Annotated in this window: 18 protein-coding genes; 9 read left to right on the forward strand and 9 right to left on the reverse strand. The window is 68.1% G+C overall.

Annotated features, from left to right (window positions below):
- Together BGN95_RS26975 and BGN95_RS26980 are read left to right on the forward strand one after the other, a co-directional pair.
- Window positions 1–2776, forward strand: a 2776-nt coding sequence (locus BGN95_RS26975; RefSeq protein WP_286774618.1) for a M16 family metallopeptidase, incomplete at its 5' end; no start/stop codon positions are given.
- Window positions 2766–3062 (forward strand): polymer-forming cytoskeletal protein, encoded by a 297-nt coding sequence (locus tag BGN95_RS26980; protein ID WP_179513283.1) that lies wholly within the window; start codon window positions 2766–2768, stop codon window positions 3060–3062. The genes BGN95_RS26975 and BGN95_RS26980, both read left to right, overlap by 11 nt.
- A 95-nt stretch (window positions 3063–3157) precedes the next feature.
- On the opposite strand, the gene BGN95_RS26985 is transcribed toward BGN95_RS26980, so the two are convergent.
- The 4 genes from BGN95_RS26985 to gpmA all read right to left on the reverse strand — a co-directional run bounded on the left by BGN95_RS26985 (window position 3158) and on the right by gpmA (window position 6378).
- Window positions 3158–4225, reverse strand: coding sequence for a 5-(carboxyamino)imidazole ribonucleotide synthase (locus BGN95_RS26985; protein ID WP_265314383.1), 1068 nt, complete (start codon window positions 4223–4225; stop codon window positions 3158–3160).
- Window positions 4222–4698: a 5-(carboxyamino)imidazole ribonucleotide mutase gene (gene purE, locus BGN95_RS26990; protein ID WP_286774619.1), complete on the reverse strand. Its 477-nt coding sequence runs from the start codon at window positions 4696–4698 to the stop codon at window positions 4222–4224. Before purE ends, BGN95_RS26985 begins: the two co-directional genes overlap by 4 nt.
- Before the next feature lie 151 nt (window positions 4699–4849).
- Window positions 4850–5689, reverse strand: coding sequence for a protein-L-isoaspartate(D-aspartate) O-methyltransferase (locus tag BGN95_RS26995; RefSeq protein WP_286774620.1), 840 nt, complete (start codon window positions 5687–5689; stop codon window positions 4850–4852).
- A gap of 2 nt (window positions 5690–5691) precedes the next feature.
- A complete protein-coding gene (gpmA, locus tag BGN95_RS27000) occupies window positions 5692–6378 on the reverse strand; it encodes a 2,3-diphosphoglycerate-dependent phosphoglycerate mutase (protein ID WP_265270114.1) in 687 nt (228 codons plus the stop codon).
- A gap of 82 nt (window positions 6379–6460) precedes the next feature.
- Here gpmA and BGN95_RS27005 point away from each other — a divergent pair, with 82 nt between their 5' ends.
- A complete protein-coding gene (locus BGN95_RS27005; RefSeq protein WP_179513279.1) occupies window positions 6461–7189 on the forward strand; it encodes a dienelactone hydrolase family protein in 729 nt (242 codons plus the stop codon).
- A gap of 106 nt (window positions 7190–7295) precedes the next feature.
- On the forward strand, window positions 7296–8627 hold the full coding sequence (locus BGN95_RS27010) for a NupC/NupG family nucleoside CNT transporter (RefSeq protein WP_265314379.1): 1332 nt from the start codon (window positions 7296–7298) through the stop codon (window positions 8625–8627).
- Here the strand turns inward: BGN95_RS27010 and BGN95_RS27015 are convergent.
- Window positions 8617–9468 carry a metallophosphoesterase gene (locus BGN95_RS27015; protein WP_265270117.1) on the reverse strand — a complete coding sequence of 284 codons (852 nt, stop codon included), beginning with the start codon at window positions 9466–9468 and terminating at the stop codon, window positions 8617–8619. The two genes, BGN95_RS27010 and BGN95_RS27015, sit on opposite strands and share 11 nt — an antisense overlap.
- Window positions 9469–9719: 251 nt before the next feature.
- Between BGN95_RS27015 and BGN95_RS27020 the strand changes: the two genes are divergently transcribed.
- The gene (locus BGN95_RS27020) at window positions 9720–11147 is read left to right on the forward strand and encodes a sugar transferase (protein ID WP_286774621.1); all 1428 of its coding nucleotides are present in this window, start codon (window positions 9720–9722) and stop codon (window positions 11145–11147) included.
- Here the strand turns inward: BGN95_RS27020 and BGN95_RS27025 are convergent.
- From BGN95_RS27025 to welK, 4 genes are all read right to left on the reverse strand, one after another.
- A complete protein-coding gene (locus BGN95_RS27025) occupies window positions 11141–12319 on the reverse strand; it encodes a glycosyltransferase (RefSeq protein ID WP_265314377.1) in 1179 nt (392 codons plus the stop codon). The two genes, BGN95_RS27020 and BGN95_RS27025, sit on opposite strands and share 7 nt — an antisense overlap.
- Window positions 12320–12387: 68 nt before the next feature.
- Entirely contained in the window at window positions 12388–13710 is a 1323-nt protein-coding gene (locus tag BGN95_RS27030) for an ATP-binding protein (RefSeq protein WP_179513275.1), read from the reverse strand.
- A gap of 82 nt (window positions 13711–13792) precedes the next feature.
- Complete coding sequence (locus BGN95_RS27035) at window positions 13793–14032, reverse strand: XrtV sorting system accessory protein (RefSeq protein ID WP_179513274.1); 240 nt, start codon at window positions 14030–14032, stop codon at window positions 13793–13795.
- Between the two features lie 184 nt (window positions 14033–14216).
- The gene (welK, locus tag BGN95_RS27040; RefSeq protein ID WP_265314375.1) at window positions 14217–15245 is read right to left on the reverse strand and encodes a beta-1,4-glucuronosyltransferase WelK; all 1029 of its coding nucleotides are present in this window, start codon (window positions 15243–15245) and stop codon (window positions 14217–14219) included.
- Window positions 15246–15402: 157 nt separating this feature from the next.
- On the opposite strand from welK, the gene BGN95_RS27045 reads away from it, so the two are divergent.
- From BGN95_RS27045 to BGN95_RS27060, 4 genes are all read left to right on the forward strand, one after another.
- Entirely contained in the window at window positions 15403–16362 is a 960-nt protein-coding gene (locus BGN95_RS27045) for a glycosyltransferase family 2 protein (RefSeq protein WP_265270121.1), read from the forward strand.
- 139 nt (window positions 16363–16501) lie between these two features.
- Window positions 16502–17683: a glycosyltransferase family 4 protein gene (locus BGN95_RS27050; RefSeq protein WP_286774622.1), complete on the forward strand. Its 1182-nt coding sequence runs from the start codon at window positions 16502–16504 to the stop codon at window positions 17681–17683.
- A 139-nt stretch (window positions 17684–17822) separates the two neighbouring features.
- Window positions 17823–18716, forward strand: a complete 894-nt coding sequence (locus tag BGN95_RS27055) for a peptidyl-prolyl cis-trans isomerase (protein WP_265270123.1) — start codon at window positions 17823–17825, stop codon at window positions 18714–18716.
- Window position 18717: 1 nt separating this feature from the next.
- Window positions 18718–18999 (forward strand): hypothetical protein (locus tag BGN95_RS27060; RefSeq protein ID WP_502688364.1); only part of this gene is annotated, 282 nt, incomplete at its 3' end.

Here is an 18999-nt window from a genome sequence, read left to right on the forward strand (position 1 = left end):
CTTCGCCCAGGCCGCCAAGCCCGCCCCCGTTGCCGAGCTCGTCCGCGCGATCGACATCCCCTATCAGCAGTTCAGGTTGAAGAACGGGCTGCGCGTGGTGGTCCACACCGATCGCAAGGCCCCCGTGGTCGCGGTGAGCGTGTGGTATGACGTCGGGTCGAAGCACGAGCCCAAGGGCAAGACCGGGTTCGCGCATCTGTTCGAACATCTGATGTTCAACGGCAGCGAGAATGCGCCGGGTGATTTCTTCGAGCCGCTCAAACAGGTCGGCGCGACCGATTTCAACGGCACGACCTATTTCGATCGCACCAATTATTTCGAGACGGTCCCCCGCGCCGCGCTCGACCGCGCCTTGTTCCTCGAAAGCGACCGGATGGGGTGGCTGACCGGCGCGATCACCCAGGCGACGCTCGACGAGCAGCGCGGCGTCGTCCAGAACGAGAAGCGCCAGGGCGACAACCGCCCCTATGGCCTGATCCGCTACAAATTGACCGAGGGGCTGTTCCCGCCCGACAACCCCTATGGCCATACCACGATCGGCTCGATGGCCGATCTCGATGCGGCGAGCCTTGCCGATGTGAAGGGCTGGTTCCGGGATCATTACGGCCCGAACAATGCGGTGCTGGTGCTCGCCGGCGACATCGACGTCGCCACCGCCCGGCCGTTGGTCGAGAAATATTTCGGCGCGATCCCCGCGGGCCCGAAAAGCGTGCTGCCCAAGGTCGACATCCCGACGCTCGCCGCCGCCAAGAGCGAGGTGATGAAGGATCGCGTCGCCGCGCCCTTGGTGCTCAAGGCCTGGGCGATCCCGGGGCTCAACGACGCCGATTCGGTGCCGCTCGATGTCGCGGCGTCGGTGCTCGGCGGGCTGGCGAGCTCGCGGCTCCAGAACATCCTCGTCAAGGAGGAGAAGCTCGCGGTCGAGGTCGGCGCGGATTCGGACGATTTCGCGCAGGTCGGGATGTTCACGGTCAATGCGATCGTCCGCCCCGGGGTCGATCCGGCGCTGGTGTCGAAGCGGCTCGACGAGATCGTCGCGGACCTCGCCAGGAACGGCCCGACCGCCGACGAGGTGCAGCGCGTGCTGACCACCAGCGTCTCGCAGCGCATCGGCGGGCTCGAATCGGTCGGCGGGTTCGGCGGCAAGGCGGTCGCGCTGGCGGAGGGCGAGCTCTATTCGGGCGATCCCGGCTTCTACAAGAAGCAGCTCGCCGAACTCGCCGCGCAGACCCCGCAAAGCGTCCGCGACGCGGCGCGCAAATGGCTCGGACGCCCGGCCTATACGCTCACCGTCGTCCCCGGCGAACGCGCGCCTTATGACGAGGCGAAGGTGCCCCCGCCGGTCAAGGTCGCCCCCGCCCCCGAGCTGCCGCCGAAGAATACGCGCGGCCCGATCCCCGCCGCGGGCGCGGTCGCCGATCTCAGCTTCCCCAGGGTCGAGCGCACACGGCTCGCCAACGGGATCGAGCTGATCTACGCCAACCGCACCACCGTGCCGATCACCCGTGGGGTGCTGAGCTTCGACGCAGGCACCGCCGCCGATGTCGCCGACAAGCTCGGCACGCAGGCGCTGACGCTGGCGATGATCGACGAGGGCACCGCGAAGCTCGATTCGATCAAGCTCGCCGAGGCGAAGGAGCGGCTCGGGCTCGATATCTACACCAGCTCCTCGGCGGACCGCACCACGTTGAGCTTCCGCGCCCCGAGTGCCAATCTCGATCCGGCGGTGGGGCTATGGGCCGATATCGCGCGCGCCCCCTCCTTCCCCGAAAGCGAGCTGCCGCGGGTCAAGAACCAGCTCACCGCGGCGATCGCGCAGGAGCTGACCGATCCGGGCGGGATTACCGCACGGGTGCTGCCGCCGGTGCTTTACGGCGCGGGCAATCCCTATGCCAAGGCACGCGGCAGCGGCGACGCCAAGGCGGTCGCCGGGCTGACCCGCAGCGACCTGCTCGATTTCCGCAGCGCGTGGCTGCGCCCCGACAAGGCCAAGATCTTCGTCGTCAGCGATCGCCCGCTCGCCGAGGTGAAGGGCGTGCTCGATCGCGCGTTCGGCGACTGGCGTGCGACCGGGACGGGCGGCGAGAAGCTGTTCCGCGAGGACCGCAGCCTGCCCGCGCCGCGCGTGATCCTCGTCGATCGCCCGGATTCGCCGCAGTCGCTGATCTCGGGCGGGTTGCGCACCGCGTTCAAGGGCACCGACGATCTGTTGCCGGCGATCACCGTCAACGATGCGCTGGGCGGCGATTTCCTCGGCCGGCTGAACATGGACCTGCGCGAGAGCAAGCATTGGTCCTATGGCGTCTCGGGCAATTTCACCCGCAACGCCTTCGCCGCGCCTTATGTCGTCCGCGCCCCGGTGCAGGCGGACAAGACCGGGGCGTCGATCGCCGCGCTGCGCGACCAGATCTCGGCCTTCGTCACCACCAGGCCGATGACCCAGGTGGAATTCGATCGCGCGATCGCCGGGGCGACTCGCTCGCTCGCGGGGAATTTCGAGACCTCGGCCGCGGTGCTCGCCGCGATGCAGATGAACGATCTGTTCCGCCGCCCCGACGATTATTACGCCACGATCACGCAAAAATATCGCGCGCTGACCCGCGACGAACTTAACGCTACGGCACAAAGGGTAATCGATCCGGCGCGCTTCGTCTGGGTGGTGGTGGGCGACGCCAAGACGGTGCGGCCGCAGCTTGACTCGCTCGGCCTGCCGGTCGAGGTCATCACCGCTGCGTCCATCGCGGGCGCGAACGAGGAGAGCAACAATGGCCGTTGATGGCACTTACGAGGTTACCGTGAAATCGCCGCTCGGCGACCAGAAGACGACGCTGACGATCAAGAGCGAGGGCGCGACCTTCACCGGCACCGCCGCCGGCGCGATGGGCTCGGCCGATATCGCGGGCGAGGTCGACGGCAATACGCTGACCTGGAAGCAGCAGATGACCGTGCCGATGCCGATGACGCTCGACATGAAGGCGACGATCGACGGCGACACCGTGACCGGCTCGGTCGGTGCGGGCGCGTTCGGCAGCTTCCCGATGAACGGCACGCGTACCGCCTGAGCGCGAGGCACCCGACAAACGAACGGCCGCGCCGGGATGCCGGGGCGGCCGTTTTCATTCCCGTCATCCCGGCTTGCGCGGGGGTGCCGGTCAATTCACCGCTTCAGCCGCGTGACATGCCCCATCTTGCGCCCCGGCCGCGCCTCGCGCTTGCCGTAGAGGTGGAGATGCGCATCGGGCTCGGCGAGCACCGCCGGCCAGCGCTCCCACGCATCGCCGATCAGGTTCTCCATCTCGATCGCCGGCGCGGTCAGCGCGGTGTCGCCGAGCGGCAGCCCGCAGATCGCGCGGATATGGTTCTCGAATTGCGAGGTGACCGCGCCCTCGATCGTCCAATGCCCCGAATTGTGGACGCGCGGCGCCATTTCGTTGAACACCGGCCCGTCCGCGGTGGCGAAATATTCCGCGGTCAGCACGCCGACATGCCCGAGCGTCTCGGCGATCCGCCCGGTCAGCGCCGCCGCCTCGGTCCACTGCGCGGCGATCTCGGCCGGCGCGGGCAAGGTCGAGCGCGCAAGGATGCCGTCCTCATGCACGTTCCACGGCGGCGGATAGCTCACCATCGCGCCGTCGTGCCCGCGCACCAGCACGATCGAGAATTCGTGGCTGAACTCGACGAACGCCTCGAGCACCGCCGGGCCGCCGATCGCCGCCCAGGCCGCGTCGGCATCGGCCGGCGACAGGAGCCGCGCCTGTCCCTTGCCGTCATAACCCATCCGCGTCGTCTTGAGCACCGCCGGGGTGCCGATCGTGGCGATCGCGGCATCGAGGCTCTCGCGGCTGTCGACCGCCGCCCAGCGCGCCGGTCGCCCGCCGAGCTCGGCGACGAAGCTCTTCTCGGCGATGCGATCCTGCCCCGCGCTCAGCGACGCCGGGGTCGGATGCACCGGCACGCGCGCCGCAAGCCATTCGACCGGCTCGACCGCGATATTCTCGAATTCGTAGGTCACGACGTCGCATTGCGCCGCGAAATCGGCGAGCACGACATGATTGTGGTAATCGGCGCGGGTCATCGCCGAGGCGGTCTGCGCCGCGACGCTTTCGCGATCGGGCGCGAGGACATGCGTGCGATAGCCGAGCTCGGCCGCGGCCGAGGCGAGCATCCGGCCGAGCTGCCCGCCGCCGAGGATGCCGATCGTCGATCCGGGGGGCAGCAAAGTCATTGCGGCGCGTCTGCCACGCTGTCGGTCTGCGCCTGCCGCCACGCCTTGAGCCTTTCCGCCAGCGCCGGATCGGCCAGCGCGAGGATCGAGGCGGCGAACAGCCCGGCATTGGTCGCGCCGGCCTTGCCGATCGCGAGCGTGCCGACCGGCACGCCGCCGGGCATCTGGACGATCGACAGCAGGCTATCCATGCCCTTCAACGCCTTGGATTCGACCGGCACCCCGAGCACCGGCAGATGCGTCATCGACGCCGCCATGCCGGGAAGATGTGCCGCGCCGCCCGCGCCGGCGATGATCACCCGGATGCCGCGATCGGCCGCCCCGGTGGCGTAATCGTAAAGCCGCTGCGGGGTGCGATGCGCGGAAACGACGCGGGTTTCATGCGCGACGCCCAACGCGTCGAGCACGTCCGCGGCGTGCCGCATCGTCTCCCAGTCGGAGGTCGAACCCATGATGATGCCGACGTGCGCCATTGTGGGCGGTTAGCGGCCCGCACGCGGCGAGGCAATGCCTGCAATTATTTGCGGCACATCATACCTCTCCACCGTTCGCCCTGAGCTTGTCGGAGGGCGTCCTGTCGCCCGAGAGTTGGGGCCGCCCTTCGACAGGCTCAGGGCGAACGGGTCATTCTTCGCTTGGCTCGTCCTTCGCCGATACGAACATCGGCGCGATCACCGGCGCGGAAAAGCAATTGGGGATCGAAGTGTCGAACACCCCGCCGCGCACCCGCTCGTCGCGCGCGCCCGCGCCGGTCAGCGGCACGAACATCGTCCAGCCGAGCGAGCAGCGCATTGTCTTGCCCGGCGCGGTCTTGGTCACGACGAGCAATTGCTCGCTCGCCCAGGTCGCGCCGACCGGCATCACCAGCCGCCCGCCGACCTTGAGCTGGTCGAGCAGCGGCGCGGGCACCTTGTCGCTCCCCGCCGCGACGATGATCGCGTCGAACGGCGCGTGTTCGGGCCAGCCGGCATAGCCGTCGCCGGCGCGCACCTCGACATTGGCATAGCCCAGCCTGGCCAGCCGCTCGCGCGCCGCAGCGGCGAGATCGGGAACGATCTCGACCGAGGCGACGCGATCGGCGAGCCGCGCCAGCACCGCAGCCTGATAGCCCGAGCCGGTGCCGACATCGAGCACATTGGCGTGCGGCGGCAATTGCGCGGCGGCGGTCATCACCGCGACGACCGAGGGCGCGGAGATCGTCTGTCCGTCGCCGATCTCGAGCGAGCGGTCGGCGAATGCCTGTTTGCGCAGCGCCGGCGGCACGAAGGCGTCGCGCGGCACCGCCGCCATCGCGACAAGCACGCGCGCCAGCTCGGCATTGTCGGCATCGGCCGCGGCGCGATGCACCCCGGCCCTGACCGCGGCGGTCATCGCCTGCGCATCGCTTCGCTTATGCGCAGCGGCGGGCGCCGCGATCGTCGCTGCGAGGGCCGCCCACCACCACTGCCGGGCGGCCCGCGCCATGATCAACGCTCGCTGAGATAATAGCGATCGGTCGCGTTGAGCGCGTCGTCCAGCTCATAGACGATCGGCTGCCCGGTGGGGATTTCCAGCCCGGTGATTTCGTCGTCTGGAATGTTGCTGAGATGCTTGACCAAGGCGCGCAGCGAATTGCCGTGGGCGGAGATCAGCACGCGTTCGCCGCGCCTGAGCGCCGGGGCGATCCGCTCCTCCCAATAGGGCAGCACGCGCGCGATCGTATCCTTGAGGCTCTCGGTCGCGGGCACCGCGATCCCGGCGTAGCGGCGGTCACCGCTCAGATCGAACGCGCTGCCCGCTTCGAGCGGCGGCGGCGGCACGTCGAAGCTGCGGCGCCAGATATGCACCTGTTCGTCGCCATGCTTGGCCGCGGTCTCGGCCTTGTCGAGCCCGGTGAGCCCGCCATAATGCCGCTCGTTGAGCCGCCAGTTCTTCTCGGTCGGCAGCCACAGCCGCCCCATCGCCTCGAGCGCCAGATTGAGCGTCTTGATCGCGCGCGTCTGGAGCGAGGTGAAGGTCATGTCGAAATCGAGGCCCTTGGCAGCCATCAGCTCGCCCGCGGCGCGCGCCTCGGCGGCGCCCTTTTCGGTCACGTCGACATCCCACCAGCCGGTGAAGCGGTTTTCGAGGTTCCACGCCGACTGGCCGTGGCGGATCAGGACGAGGCGGGGCATTGGCACTCCTTGCGATGGATGCCGCCGGTCTGTAGCGCGTTATGAACGTCCGGCAACCTTCGAACTGTGGAGCGGCATCATCATGGCGATCGTCAGGCAGACTCTGGTTTATGACGGCCCCGGCGGCCCGTTCGAAGGCGTCATCGCCTATGAGGACGAGGTGGAGACCCCGCGCCCCGGGGTGCTCGTCGTCCCCAACGTGCTCGGCCAGAAGGAGGCCGACAATGTCCACGCCGAGAATCTCGCCAAGCTCGGCTATGTCGGCTTCGCCTGCGACGTGTTCGGCCAGGGCCGGCGCAAGACCCGCGCGTCGGACAACGTCGCCGAATATATGAACGAGCTCAACGCCGACCGCGCGCTGTTGCGCGACCGGCTCGCCGCGTCGCTCGATACGCTCAAGGGCTTCGGGCACGTCGACGCCGCCAAGACGGCGGCGGTCGGCTTCTGCTTCGGCGGCAAATGCGTGCTCGATATGGCGCGCGCCGGGCTCGATTTCCTCGGCGGGGTGAGCTTCCACGGCGTCTACGACCGGCCGGACTATGCCAATGTCGCGCCGATCGCCGCCAAATTGCTCGTCTGCCACGGCTGGGAAGACCCGATCGCTCCGCCCGACGCGATGGTCGCGCTCGGCCGCGAGCTGACCGAAAGCGGCGCCGACTGGCAGATCCACGCTTATGGCAATGCCGGCCATGCCTTCACCGATATCGAGCTGAAAGGCGTCAGCACGAACCCCGGCCTCGCTTATGAGCCGCGCGCCGACCGGCGCAGCTGGAAGGCGATGCAGGATTTCCTCGCCGAATTGTTCGTCTGAACCGGCGGTAAATATCTCGGCGCAAAAGGCTGGCGGGCTGGTGACGGCCGTGTAAAGGTGGGGGGTCACGCGGGGGGCCGCGTCGCTCACAACAACGCGGGTATCCATGCAACGTTTCCTCATCGGCATCGCCGGTATCGCCGTGATCCTGTTGATCGCGCTGGCCTTGTCGACCGATCGCCGCGCGATCCGGCCGCGCGTCGTCGGCGCGGCGTTCGCGCTCCAGGCGGGGATCGCGGTGCTGGTGCTCTATGTGCCCGCCGGGCGCCATATACTCGCCTTCCTGTCGGGCGGGGTGGCGAACCTCCTGTCCTATGCCAATGCCGGCACATCCTTCCTGTTCGGCAAGCTCGCCAGCGACCCGCTGGGCAAGAATTTCGCGATCCAGGCGCTGCCGGTGATCATCTTCTTCGCCGCGCTGGTCTCGATCCTTTATTATCTCGGGATCATGCAGCTCATCGTGCGCTGGATCGGCGGCGCGATCGAGAAGGTGATCGGGGTGAGCAAGGTCGAAAGCCTGTGCGCCGCGGCCAATATCTTCGTCGGCCAATCCGAATCCCCGTTGGTGATCCGCCCCTATCTCGCCGCGCTCACCCCCGCGCAGCTGTTCACCGTGATGACCAGCGGGATGGCGGGGGTCGCGGGGACGATCCTCGCGGCTTATGCCTCGATGGGGATCAAGATCGACTATCTGCTCGCCGCCTCGTTCATGGCCGCGCCGGGCGGGATCCTGATGGCCAAGATCATCATGCCCGATCGCCACGAGCCCGCCGAGGGGGAACTGCCGCTCGGCGACATGAGCGAGGAAGATCGCCAGATCGCGCTCGCCGAGGCGCGGATCAGCGGCAAGGGGCCGGCGGCGCTGCTCCCCGAGGGCACGCCCGGCGAGCCGATGCCGCAGGCGACGCATGACGAGGAAAAGCCCGCCAATATCATCATGGCCGCGGCACAGGGCGCGCAGACCGGCGTGCGGCTGGCGGTGGCGGTGGGGGCGATGGTGCTGGCGTTCGTCGCGCTCGTCGCGCTCGCCAACGGCATTCTCGGCGGCATCGGCGCGTGGTTCGGCTATCCCGAACTGAGCTTCCAGGGGCTGCTCGGCTATGTCTTCGCGCCGGTCATGTACCTCCTCAACGTGCCGTGGCACGAGGCGGGGATCGCGGGCGGATTGTTCGGGCAGAAGATCGTGCTCAACGAATTCGTCGCCTATATCTCGCTCGGCGAGCAGCAGGCGCAGTTGAGCCAGCGGACGGTGGCGATCGTCACCTTTGCGCTTTGCGGGTTCGCCAATTTCTCGTCGATCGCGATCCAGATGGCGGTGACCGGCAGCCTCGCCCCCAACCAGCGCCCGACGATCGCGCGGCTCGGCCTCCGCGCCTTGTTCGCCGGCAGCCTCGCCAACCTGATGTCGGCCGCGCTGGCGGGGTTGCTTATCGGGTAGCGGCGGGGCCCAGCGTCAGCAGCCACATGTCGGGCGGCGCGCCGAAGCGCAGCGGGACATTGCTGGTCCCGATCCCGGCGGAAACCACCACGATGCGCCCGCCGTCGCGGATCAGCCCGCAGCGGTAGCGATTGCCGTCCACCCGCGAGACGTTGATCAACGGCCCGACGATCGGCAGCACGATCTGCCCGCAATGCGTGTGCCCGGCGAGCAGCAGTGCGTGATCCGCCGGGAGGAATTGCACGAGGCTCGGCGCGTGGGTGAGATAGACCCGCGCGAGCGGGGCGCGGCGTGCGAGCCGGTCGAGCCCGACGAACACCGGGCCGAGCCGCGCCGTCCCCGCTGCGGTATCGCCCGACAGGCCGAGCCCGAGCGGCCCGGCGCGGACCGCGACATTCTCGGTCGCGTGGATTCCCGCCTTGGCCAACGCATGGCGCAGCACGTCGCCGACCTCCGCATCGTGATTGCCGAACACCACGAACGTCCCCAGCGGCGGCGCGAGACGGCCCAGCGCCGCGGCGACCTCTTGCGCGCGCGCCGGCGCATCGTCCCGGCCGTAGCCGGCGAGCAGATCGCCGGCGATCAGCACCAGATCGGGCCGCGCCGCCGCGACTTGCGCCACCACGCGTTCGAGCCGCGCGCGATCGGTGCTCCAATTGCCGTAATGCAGGTCACTCAACAGCATGACGCGCACCGGCGCGGCGCCGCGCGGCCAATCGGGCAGCGCGATCGCGGCGGTGCGCCGCACCGGATCAGCGCGGCCGTTGCGCACGCCGATCGCGATTATCGCCACGAGGGCCAGGGCCGCGATTGCGGCGATGAACACGATCGGCCGGCGCATAAATGGTGATAGTCACGGGGGGACAGGCGACGCCAGCCCCTTATGCGGCACGAATCGTCGCGCCGGGCATCGCGTCCGTCGCACGTCCCAAAGCGAAACGAATGTGGGGGCTGGCGAAGCCCTCATTATGGCGGCAAACTAGCCGTCAACTATTGCCCGCTAGACGGGAGGATATTGTGCGACCGCGCGTCGTATCGGATTCAGGGATCCGGGGAGATCGAAATTCGTCGGCGGCCAGTGGCGTTGCGGACGTGTTCGATGTTCCGCGGAAGGAAGTGGAGTTGAAGGGCGTGACGACGACGACCGCGACCGCCGAATCGCCTGTCGCCGGCAACCCGCCCGCGATCCGCCTCGACAAGGGCAAGGTCCGCGGGCTGCTCTTCCTCGGGCTGTGCCTGTGCGACATCGCCGCGATCCGCGCCGGCTTCTCGGTCGGCCGCGCGATCCGCGACTGGCGCTGGCTGGCGCCCAACGGGATCGAGCTCGGCTGGCTGATCCTGCCGCTTCACCTGCTGTTCGCCTCGCGCAACGGCGCGATCTCGCGCATCGCGCTCGAACGATTGTCCGAATCGCTGCGCCGCGCGCTGGGGGCCTTCGTCATGGCGACCAGCGCGGTCGCGCTGCTCCTGTTCTTCCAATATGCCGGGCCGCTCGTGTCGCGCGCCGCGTTCGGCGTGTCGATCGTCAGCAGCATGGCGTTCATCGCGATGGGGCGGCTGATCTTCGCGATGTGTTTCGTCAGCCCGGTGCCGGGCGGGCTGATCGGCGAATTGCTGATCATCGACGGGGTGCCGCCGCGGCCGGGCGCCTATCACGTTTTCGACGCGGAAGCCGCCGGGTTCCAGCCCGATCTCAACGATCCGCAAATGCTGGCGCGGCTCGCCGCGCTGGTCGGACCGTTCGACCGCGTCATCGTCTCCACCACCGAGGAGCGGCGCCACCAATGGGCGCTGCTGATGAAGGCCTATAGCGTCACCGCGGAGATGCTGCTGGAGGGCGAAACCCCGCTCGGCGCGATCGGCATCGGGCGTTATCACGGGCACGATACGATCGTCGTCGCGCGCGGGCCGATGTCGCTCGGCGCGCGGATCAAGAAGCGTGTGATGGATCTGACGCTGGCGGGCGGCGCGGTCCTGTTCGTCGCGCCGCTGCTGGTGCTCGTCGCGATCGCGATCAAGCTCGAAAGCCGCGGTCCGGTGCTGTTCGCCCAGACCCGCCTCGGCCGCGACAACAAGCCATTCAAGATCCTGAAATTCCGCAGCATGAAGGCGCAGAGCAGCGATTTTTCGGGCAATCGCTCGGCGACCCGCGACGACGATCGCATCACCCGCGTCGGCCGGATCATCCGCCGCACCAGCATCGACGAGCTGCCGCAGCTGTTCAACGTGCTCAAGGGCGACATGAGCATCGTCGGCCCGCGCCCGCACGCTCTGGGCTCGCTCGCCGGCGACAAATTGTTCTGGGAAGTGACGCAGAAATACTGGCTGCGCCACACGTTGAAGCCGGGGATCACCGGGCTGGCGCAGATCCGCGGCTATCGCGGCGCGACCCACGAGCAATCGGATCTCGAAAAGCGTCTGCAGGCCGATCTCGAATATATCGACGGCTGGCGGCTGTCGCGCGACATCTCGATCATCTTCAACACGATCCGGGTGATCGTCCACCCGCAGGCTTATTGAGCGACGGGCGACCGCCTCACCCTCGGCCGGCGCGGGCGGCGGCGTTGCGACCAGACGAACTGGGTGGCGACGCCGAAGTTGAACACCGCGCTCATCAGCGCGCCGGCCACCCCGGCGAGCGCCCAATTGCCCTCGTCGGCGAGCACGAGATCGGCGACCCCGATATTGGCCAGCGTGCCGATCGAGCAGACGAGACAGAAGATGAAATAGCCGATCACGAAGCGGCGACCGCGCAGCCGCTGCGAACGATAGGTGACCGAATTGTTGATGACATAGTTGAGCGTCATCGCCACCGCGGTGGCGGCGGTCTGCGCGACGAGGAAGGTGCTGCCGAACGATTTCAGCGCCTGCAGCACCGCGACATGCGCGACCAGCCCGATACCGCCGACCGCCGAGAACAGCACGAAGCGCGGCGGGATCAGCCCGCGGGTCACCTTCTCGATCAGCAGGAAGAGGAATTCGAGCATGATCATCAGATCGACCTTGCTCTCCCCCTCCACGCGGTTGCGGAAGACATAGGGGATTTCGGTGATCCGAAGCGCGTGCGGCGCGGAGCTGATGATATCGAGCAGGATCTTATAGCCCTGCTGCGACAAATCGTGGACGCTGGCGTGGAACACGTCGCGGCGGATCGCGAAGAAGCCGCTCATCGGATCGCTGATCCCGGTGCCGAGCGCGAGATTGGCACACCAGGTGGCGAAGCTGCTCATCGCCTGCCGGTCCTTCGACCAGTCGCCCACCCCGCCGCCGTCGACATGCCGGCTGCCGACGACCAGATCGCTGTCGCCCGCGGCGATCAGCGCGAGCATCGCGGGCAGCAGCTTTTCGTCATGCTGGAGATCGGCATCGATCACCGCGATCACCGCGGCATTGGCCGCCAGCGCGCCCTCGACCACCGCGGAGGCGAGCCCGCGGCGCCCGATGCGCCGGATGCAGCGCACCGGATACCCCTCGCCCGCGATCGCGAACACTTCCTCCGCGGTCCCGTCGGGGCTGTCATCGTCGACGACGATCAGCTCCCAACGCGTCCCCCCCATCGCCGCCGCCACCGCCGCGACCAGCGGACGGATATTGGCGCGCTCGTTATAGGCGGGCGAGATGATCGAAAGCTGGGGAACGCCCGCGCTCGCGCCGGAATCGGCCCTAGGAGGGGAAACCACATCGACGGACATGCGCGGGACCTCGAAATCTGAACCGGTCGTGGGGCGGCGCGGTCCGCTCTGTGATCAGTCCCGTCGAATCACACAAGGCAAGCCGCGAGCCACAGATAGAGCGCGACGCTGTCGTCGGTGAAGCGGAAATCGCGGCCGCCGTGCGATTGATCCGCCGCCAGCACCCCGGCTTCGACCGCGCGCGCGATCACCATCGCGCGCTTCGTGTCGCTCGGGCTGCCGCCGTGGACCATGCCGAAGTTGCGCAGCCCTTCCTGCGCCAGCGGCGCCACCGCCTCGGGGGGCACGTCGGCAAGCAGCACCCTGAGGTGCAACTGGCTCGCCGGCCCCATCCGCACCTTCACCTCGCCCAGCGCGCGCGTGATCCCGCTGTGGACGTCGCGCGTCTCGACCTCGGTCGAATCGCGATCGAGCGCATCGCTCGCGGCATATTGCGCGACGAGACCCGCGACATAGGGCGAACCCTGCGCCGCGTTGACGACATCGTCGCGCGCCTCGTCGGTGAAGGTCAGATCGCTGGCGCCCTCGCCCATATGGATCAGCTCGCGCACCTCGTCGTCGGCCATCCCGGTCACCGGGATCCCCGCCACGTTGCGGCGGATCGAGGGGATATGCTCGAGCAGTTCGTTGAGGTTGCCGGCGACCCCGGCGATCACGATCTGCACCGGGATCGACTGATCCGACAGATTCTTGATCAGCTCGGCGATCGAGCGCTTGAAATCGATCGACTGCACGCGATCGAATTCGTCGAGCATGATCAGCACCCGCGTGCCCGAAAGCCGCGCGAGGCTTTCGCTGATCCGCACCGGGGTCAGCGTCTGTTCGGGCAGCAGATCGGCGAGCGTGCCGCCGCGTTCCGCCTCCTCGGACGTGGGATCGAAATCGGCGTGGTAGAGCAGCGGGATATCCGCGGTGATCGCGCGGAAGATCGGATCGAATTCGGATGTCTCGCTGCACGAGGTGTAGCGCACGATATAACGCGCCTCGCGCGCCAGCCGCGAAAAGACGTGCAGCATCGAGGTCTTGCCCATGCCGCGATCGCCGAAGATCACCGCGTGGAGATTCTGTTCCTCCACCGCGCGGATCAGCGAGACCAACGTCTCCTTGCGCCCGGCGAAGCGCCGCTCGTCGCGCACCGGCTGCGACGGGGTAAAGGCGCGCTGCAGCTTCTGCCGGCGCTGATCGAGCTGGCGATCGCTGCGCGCGGGGCGGCTGGCATCGGCGGCGCTGCTGCGGAAACGCGGCAGCGGCGCGGCGTGCGCATCTTCAGGCAGCTCGGACGCCCGCCGAATCAGCGGGCCGGCGTGCGCCGGCACGACGAGCGCCACGCGCTCGGGCGGTGGGGCCGGCCGGCGGCCGAGCAGGAAATTCACGATGCGGGTCCAGATCATAACGCGTCCTGGATTGGCTGAGACGGGGCTGCGGCCAAGCACGCCGCGTACGAAAAAGGCGCGACGCGCCCGGCGGATCCGATCAGAAGCTGATCTTCGGCCGAAGGACGTAATAAATATAGGCGATCACCGCGACCAGCCCGGCGATCGCGACCACGACATATCCTTCGTTGCCGAGATAATTGACCACCGCGCAGCCGATCGCCGGCGGCGCATATTGCCACAATTTGTCGACCGGATTTTCCGCCGCCGACCGCTGCAGCAGCAGGACGACCAGGCCGGTGAAGACCATGAGCGTCAGCCAATCGAACGGGGTTTCCATCTAGCACCTCTGGATTCACGAAACGGCAATCAGCATTGGGACACCCGTCCAGCGTGTTGCAGCAAATTCAACACGCCTTAGCCCCGGGAGAGGAAATGGCTCGTTAACGGCGTCAACGCAAGTCGCAGCACTGCGTGCCTGTTTTCCTGGCCCTTTATACCACTATTCTTTCCGTCATTCCGGATCATCGCGCCTTGCGCGCGGCGAGCCTGGCCGCTTCGCCGTCGAGAAAAGCGATCAATTCGGATGGATCTGTCGTCGCCGCGACCGGCTGGCGCGCCCGCGCGCGCGCCAGCGCCGGGCCGAGCGGCTCGTCCGCGCCGACCACCTCGATCAGCCCGCGCTCGGCGAAGGCGGCGGTGATTTCGGCCTGATGATCGTCATAATGCTCGCCCAGCGCGAACAGCCGCGGCACCGCGATCACCCGGCAATGCGCGCGCAACGCGGTGATCAGCGAGCCGGTGCCGCCGTGGCATACGACGATATCGGCCTGGTCGAGCAATTGCTGCACCTCCTGGAACGGGATCGTCTCGACCGAATCGAGCCCCGCCGGCACATGCCCGCCGACCCCGCGCTGGAGCACGATCCGCTCGGGGATCTCCCCCGCCGCCTGCGCCTCCTCCACCAGCCGCACCAGCCGCTCGAACGGCAAGGTGGCGCCGACCGTCGCGAACAGCAGCGGCGCCTTTGCCGGCGGCGGCGTATCGAGCGACCGGAACGGATCGAACACCAAAGCGCCGCGCCATTGCCGCCCGCTTTCCGCCGATTGCGCGATGCGGACATGCGCCAGCCAGCCGGCGAGCCGCGCAAAGGCGGACGGGCGGGTGAAGCGTGCGAACGAATCGATCAGGATCACCCGCGCGCCGCGCAGCCGCGCGAACAGCATGACGAACAATTGCGATCCGGCGCCGGTGGTGATGAACAGATCGGGCCGGCGCCGCGCAATGATCTGCCACGAGGTGAAGATGCTCCGCCACGCCTCCGCGATCATCTGCCACGGCCGCCCCAGCTTGGCCTGGCCAAGCGCGAAATGCGGGACGAAGGCGGTATCCTCCTCGGCGGCGATCGAGCGCCCCAGCGCGGTATCCTCGGTGACGAAGAAGTGCGGATATTTCTCCCACACCGGCTTCAGGTCGAGGATCTGCCGGACATGGCCGCCGCCCGACGCCGCGAGGCAGATGAGCGGCTGGCGGGGGGCGTCGGCGTTCGGCAAGGGCAGTCTCCGCTGGCAAGGGAGGCCGTGCTAGCCGAGCATGCGGCGCGAATCGAGCCGTCCCCCGGCGCCGGATCACATGGCATGTGCCGGAATGACGCCGGATCGTTTGGAAAACTCCTCGACGCGCGGCGTATCGGGCGGCTAACGCTAAGGCATGAATGCGGCGCAGTCCCAAGAACCCGCTCGCACCAGCGGCGCTTCGCCCGAAGTGACGGTGATCATCGTCAGCTACAACACCCGCGATCTGACGGTGCGCGCGGTGGAGACATTGCTGGCCAATGCCGGCGACGTCGCGATGCGGGTGGTGGTGTTCGACAACGCCTCGTCGGACGGCAGCGCCGCCGCGGTCGCCGCCGCCTTCCCCGAGATCGAGACGATCGCGCACCCGGAAAATATCGGCTTCGCCGCCGCCAACAACCTCGTTGCCGAAACCGTGACGACGCCGTGGCTGTGCCTGCTCAACCCCGATACCGAGACGCATCCCGGCGCGATCGCCAATCTCCTCGCCTTCGCCAAGGCCAATCCCAAAGCGGGGATCGTCGGCGGCCGCACGGTGTTTCCCGACGGATCGCTCAACCAGGCGTCTTGCTGGCAGCGCATCACCCCGTGGAGCCTGTTCACCCAGACCAGCGGACTCGCCCGCGCCTTCCCGCGCTCGACCCTGTTCAACCCGGAGGCGATGGGCGGGTGGCAGCGCGACAGCGTGCGCGAGGTGGATATCGTCGTCGGCTGCTTCCTGCTGACCTCGACCGAACTGTGGCGGCGGCTCGGCGGGTTCAACCGGCGCTATTTCATGTACGGCGAGGATGCCGATCTGTGCCTGCGCGCGCGCGCATTGGGCTATCGCCCGATGATCACCCCCGATGCCGAGATCATGCATCTCGTCGGCGCGTCGACCGCCAAGCGCGCCGACAAGACCGTCGCGGTGATGCGTGCCAAGGCGACGCTGGTGCGCGATCACTGGGCGAAGCCGCTGGTGCCGCTGGGCGTCGCGCAATTGTGGATGTGGGGGCTCGCCCGCCGGCTGGGCGCGGTCACCACGCGCGAGCCCGAGGCGCGCGCGCGGCTGCTCCAGATCTGGGGGCAACGACGCGATTGGCTGGCAGGTTATTAAGCGCCTGTTCCGACACGGCCGCGCCGGCCCGCTCCCCCACCCCGCCTCCCATCAGGATACGCTTGCGGGGGGCCGGGCGTGGGAGCGGACCGGTGCCGCGCGAAATGCGCGACGGGAGCATGTCGCCGAGGGGGGCGCGATGCCACTGATCCTGCATCTCAGCGCGGATTATCCGGATGCGATCCAGCCGGCCAAGACGCGCGTTATCGCCTCGTTGGTGGACGGGACCGCGGGCGATTTCACCCATCGCGTGATCTCGCTCAACCGCAGCGGCGGCGCGCGCGGCTGGCTGCGCCCCGGCGCGGTAGAGAAGGTTGCCGACGACGGCCGCATCGCAAGCTGGCGCTATGCCGCGCCGAGCCGCGGGGTCGCACTCGCCACCGCGATGCGGCGGGTCGCCGATACGATCCTCGCCGAGTTGAAGGCACGCGGCGAGCCGGTCGCCGCGATCCACGCGCACAAATTAAGCGTCGAGGCGCTCGCCGCGCAGCGGCTGGCGCAGCGGCTGGGGGTGCCGTTCCTCGTCACCTTGCAAGGCAATACCGACCAGAAGATCATCACCGCGCGCCCCGATCTCGCGCGGCGTTACCGGCGCATCTGGCACGAAGCGGCGACGGTGATCGCGTTCGCGCCGTGGATCGCGCGCTGGTGCGAGGCGAGGTTCGGCGCGCGCGCCACCCCGGTCGTCGACCTGCCGTGCATCCCGGCGAGCGAAACGGTGATCGCGCCGCGCGCGACACCGCCGCGCGTCGGCAGCGCGTTCCACCTGATGCACTGGCGCAACAAGAATGTCGCGACGCTGGCGCACGCCGTCGCCGCGCTGCAGCCGGCGCACCCCGAGGTGGCGCTGGAGGTCGCCGGCGGGGGCGATGCCGGCAGCGAGGCGGCGGTCGACGCGGCGTTGCGCCCGGCGGGTGCCCAGGCCCGGCGCATCGGCGCGCTCGATCCGGCGTCGCTGCAGCAATGGATGAACGGCTGCACCGCCTTCGCTTTGCCCTCGCGCCGTGAATCGTTCGGGCTGGTGTTCATCGAGGCGCTGCTCGCGGGATGCCCGATCGTCTATCCGCGCGGCGCCGCGATCGACGGCTATTTCGACGACTGTCCGTTCGCGCTGGCCGCCGATGCGCGCGATCCGGCGTCGATCGCGCGCGCGCTCGATCTGCTGATCACCGAGAGCGGCCCGCGCAAACAGGCGCTGGCCGAATGGCAGCAAAATGGCGGCACTTTGCCTTTCCGGCGCGACACGATTCTCGCACGTTACCGCGACACGCTGAACGGCGTGCTTCACGGAATTTACGATTTCGGGACGGAAAGGGCATGATTTCGGGTGAGCGTCGTCCTAGGATCCCGAAACAAGGCAAAAACTTCATTAAGCAGTAAGGTTGACGCGCTATCATCAGTGCGGGATTGCGCCTATAAACCGTTGTTCATTCTTATCCTTCAGGGGGGATGCTAAGAAGATGATGAAGAAAAGCGGCACAATTTCGATCCTTTTCGCCTGTGTCGCGCTCACGGCGTGCGGCAAGGGCGGCAGCGGTGGCGCGGCGCCGACCGGGCAGGTCGCGGCGACCGTCGACGGCAAGGAGATCACCACTTCCGAGGTCCGGCTCGAGCTCGGGCCGCTCGCGTCCGATCCGCAGGCCAGTGCGCGCGCGCAGCCGGCGGCGCTGCAGTCGATCGTCAACCGCAAGATCCTCGCCGACGCAGCCGTCGCGCGCGGGCTGGACAAGACCCCGACCGCGGCGATCACGCTGCAGAAGGCGCGCGACCTGACGCTGATCCAGCTGCTCGAGGAGAATGTCCGCTCGACGCTGCCGAAGGTCTCGCCCGACGAGGCCGCGGCTTATGTGCGCGACAATCCGCAGGCCTTCGCCCAGCGCCAGCTGATCTCGGTCGACCAGTTGATCGTCGGCTCGGTCAAGCCGGAGATCGTGCAGCAGATGGGGCCGCTCAAGACGATGGACGAGATCATCGCGCTGCTCGACAAGAACAAGGTGCAATATCGCCGCGGCGCCGCGGTGATCGATTCGCTCACCATCCCCCCCGATGCGGCGAAGCAGATTTCCAACCTGAAGATCGACGACGTGTTCGTTCTGCCGAACGGCAATGCGGTGATGGTCGCGCGAATCCGCGAGCGTCAGGCGCAGCCGATTTCGGGCGATCAGGCGAACCAGATCGCGAGCCAGATCCTCACCACCCAGCGCACCCAGAACATGGTCCGCGAGCAATTCGGCAAGATCATCAAGGAAGCGCAGTCGAAGGTGAAGATCAACGAGCAGTTCCAGACGAAGACCGCGCCTGGCGCCCCGGCCGCGCCGGCGGCGAATGCTGCGGTTCCCGCAAAGGAGAAATGATGTGGCAGGGCGCGTCGACACTCCCCCCGGGCGGTGCGTAGGTTATGGATTGGCGACGGTCGCGGCGATCGCGGTCGTCTGTCCGATGGCGGCGCAGGCGCAGAGCGCCTATGGCGCGCCGCCCGAGGGAATCCAGGTACAGGCGATCCTCGACGAGGTGCACGACAGCAACGTCGCGCGCTCGGCCGGCACGATCCTGTCGGGCAAGCGCTCCGACGAGCGCGTCACGCCCACGCTCAACGTGACGGTCAACAAGGCGCTCGGCCGCAATTCGCTGACCCTC

The organism is Sphingomonas sp. 66-10 (assembly GCF_001897045.1).
GTDB lineage: Bacteria > Pseudomonadota > Alphaproteobacteria > Sphingomonadales > Sphingomonadaceae > Sphingomonas > Sphingomonas lycopersici.

Excerpts from the sequence above, each read along its gene's own strand:
- BGN95_RS26980 (WP_179513283.1), top strand. The coding sequence starts at position 2,766 with ATGGCCGTTGATGGCACTTACGAGGTTACCGTGAAATCGCCGCTCGGC.
- BGN95_RS26985 (WP_265314383.1), bottom strand. The coding sequence starts at position 4,225 with ATGACTTTGCTGCCCCCCGGATCGACGATCGGCATCCTCGGCGGCGGG.
- purE (WP_286774619.1), bottom strand. The coding sequence starts at position 4,698 with ATGGCGCACGTCGGCATCATCATGGGTTCGACCTCCGACTGGGAGACG.
- BGN95_RS26995 (WP_286774620.1), bottom strand. The coding sequence starts at position 5,689 with ATGGCGCGGGCCGCCCGGCAGTGGTGGTGGGCGGCCCTCGCAGCGACG.
- gpmA (WP_265270114.1), bottom strand. The coding sequence starts at position 6,378 with ATGCCCCGCCTCGTCCTGATCCGCCACGGCCAGTCGGCGTGGAACCTC.
- BGN95_RS27005 (WP_179513279.1), top strand. The coding sequence starts at position 6,461 with ATGGCGATCGTCAGGCAGACTCTGGTTTATGACGGCCCCGGCGGCCCG.
- BGN95_RS27010 (WP_265314379.1), top strand. The coding sequence starts at position 7,296 with ATGCAACGTTTCCTCATCGGCATCGCCGGTATCGCCGTGATCCTGTTG.
- BGN95_RS27015 (WP_265270117.1), bottom strand. The coding sequence starts at position 9,468 with ATGCGCCGGCCGATCGTGTTCATCGCCGCAATCGCGGCCCTGGCCCTC.
- BGN95_RS27025 (WP_265314377.1), bottom strand. The coding sequence starts at position 12,319 with ATGTCCGTCGATGTGGTTTCCCCTCCTAGGGCCGATTCCGGCGCGAGC.
- BGN95_RS27030 (WP_179513275.1), bottom strand. The coding sequence starts at position 13,710 with ATGATCTGGACCCGCATCGTGAATTTCCTGCTCGGCCGCCGGCCGGCC.
- BGN95_RS27035 (WP_179513274.1), bottom strand. The coding sequence starts at position 14,032 with ATGGAAACCCCGTTCGATTGGCTGACGCTCATGGTCTTCACCGGCCTG.
- BGN95_RS27045 (WP_265270121.1), top strand. The coding sequence starts at position 15,403 with ATGAATGCGGCGCAGTCCCAAGAACCCGCTCGCACCAGCGGCGCTTCG.
- BGN95_RS27050 (WP_286774622.1), top strand. The coding sequence starts at position 16,502 with ATGCCACTGATCCTGCATCTCAGCGCGGATTATCCGGATGCGATCCAG.
- BGN95_RS27055 (WP_265270123.1), top strand. The coding sequence starts at position 17,823 with ATGATGAAGAAAAGCGGCACAATTTCGATCCTTTTCGCCTGTGTCGCG.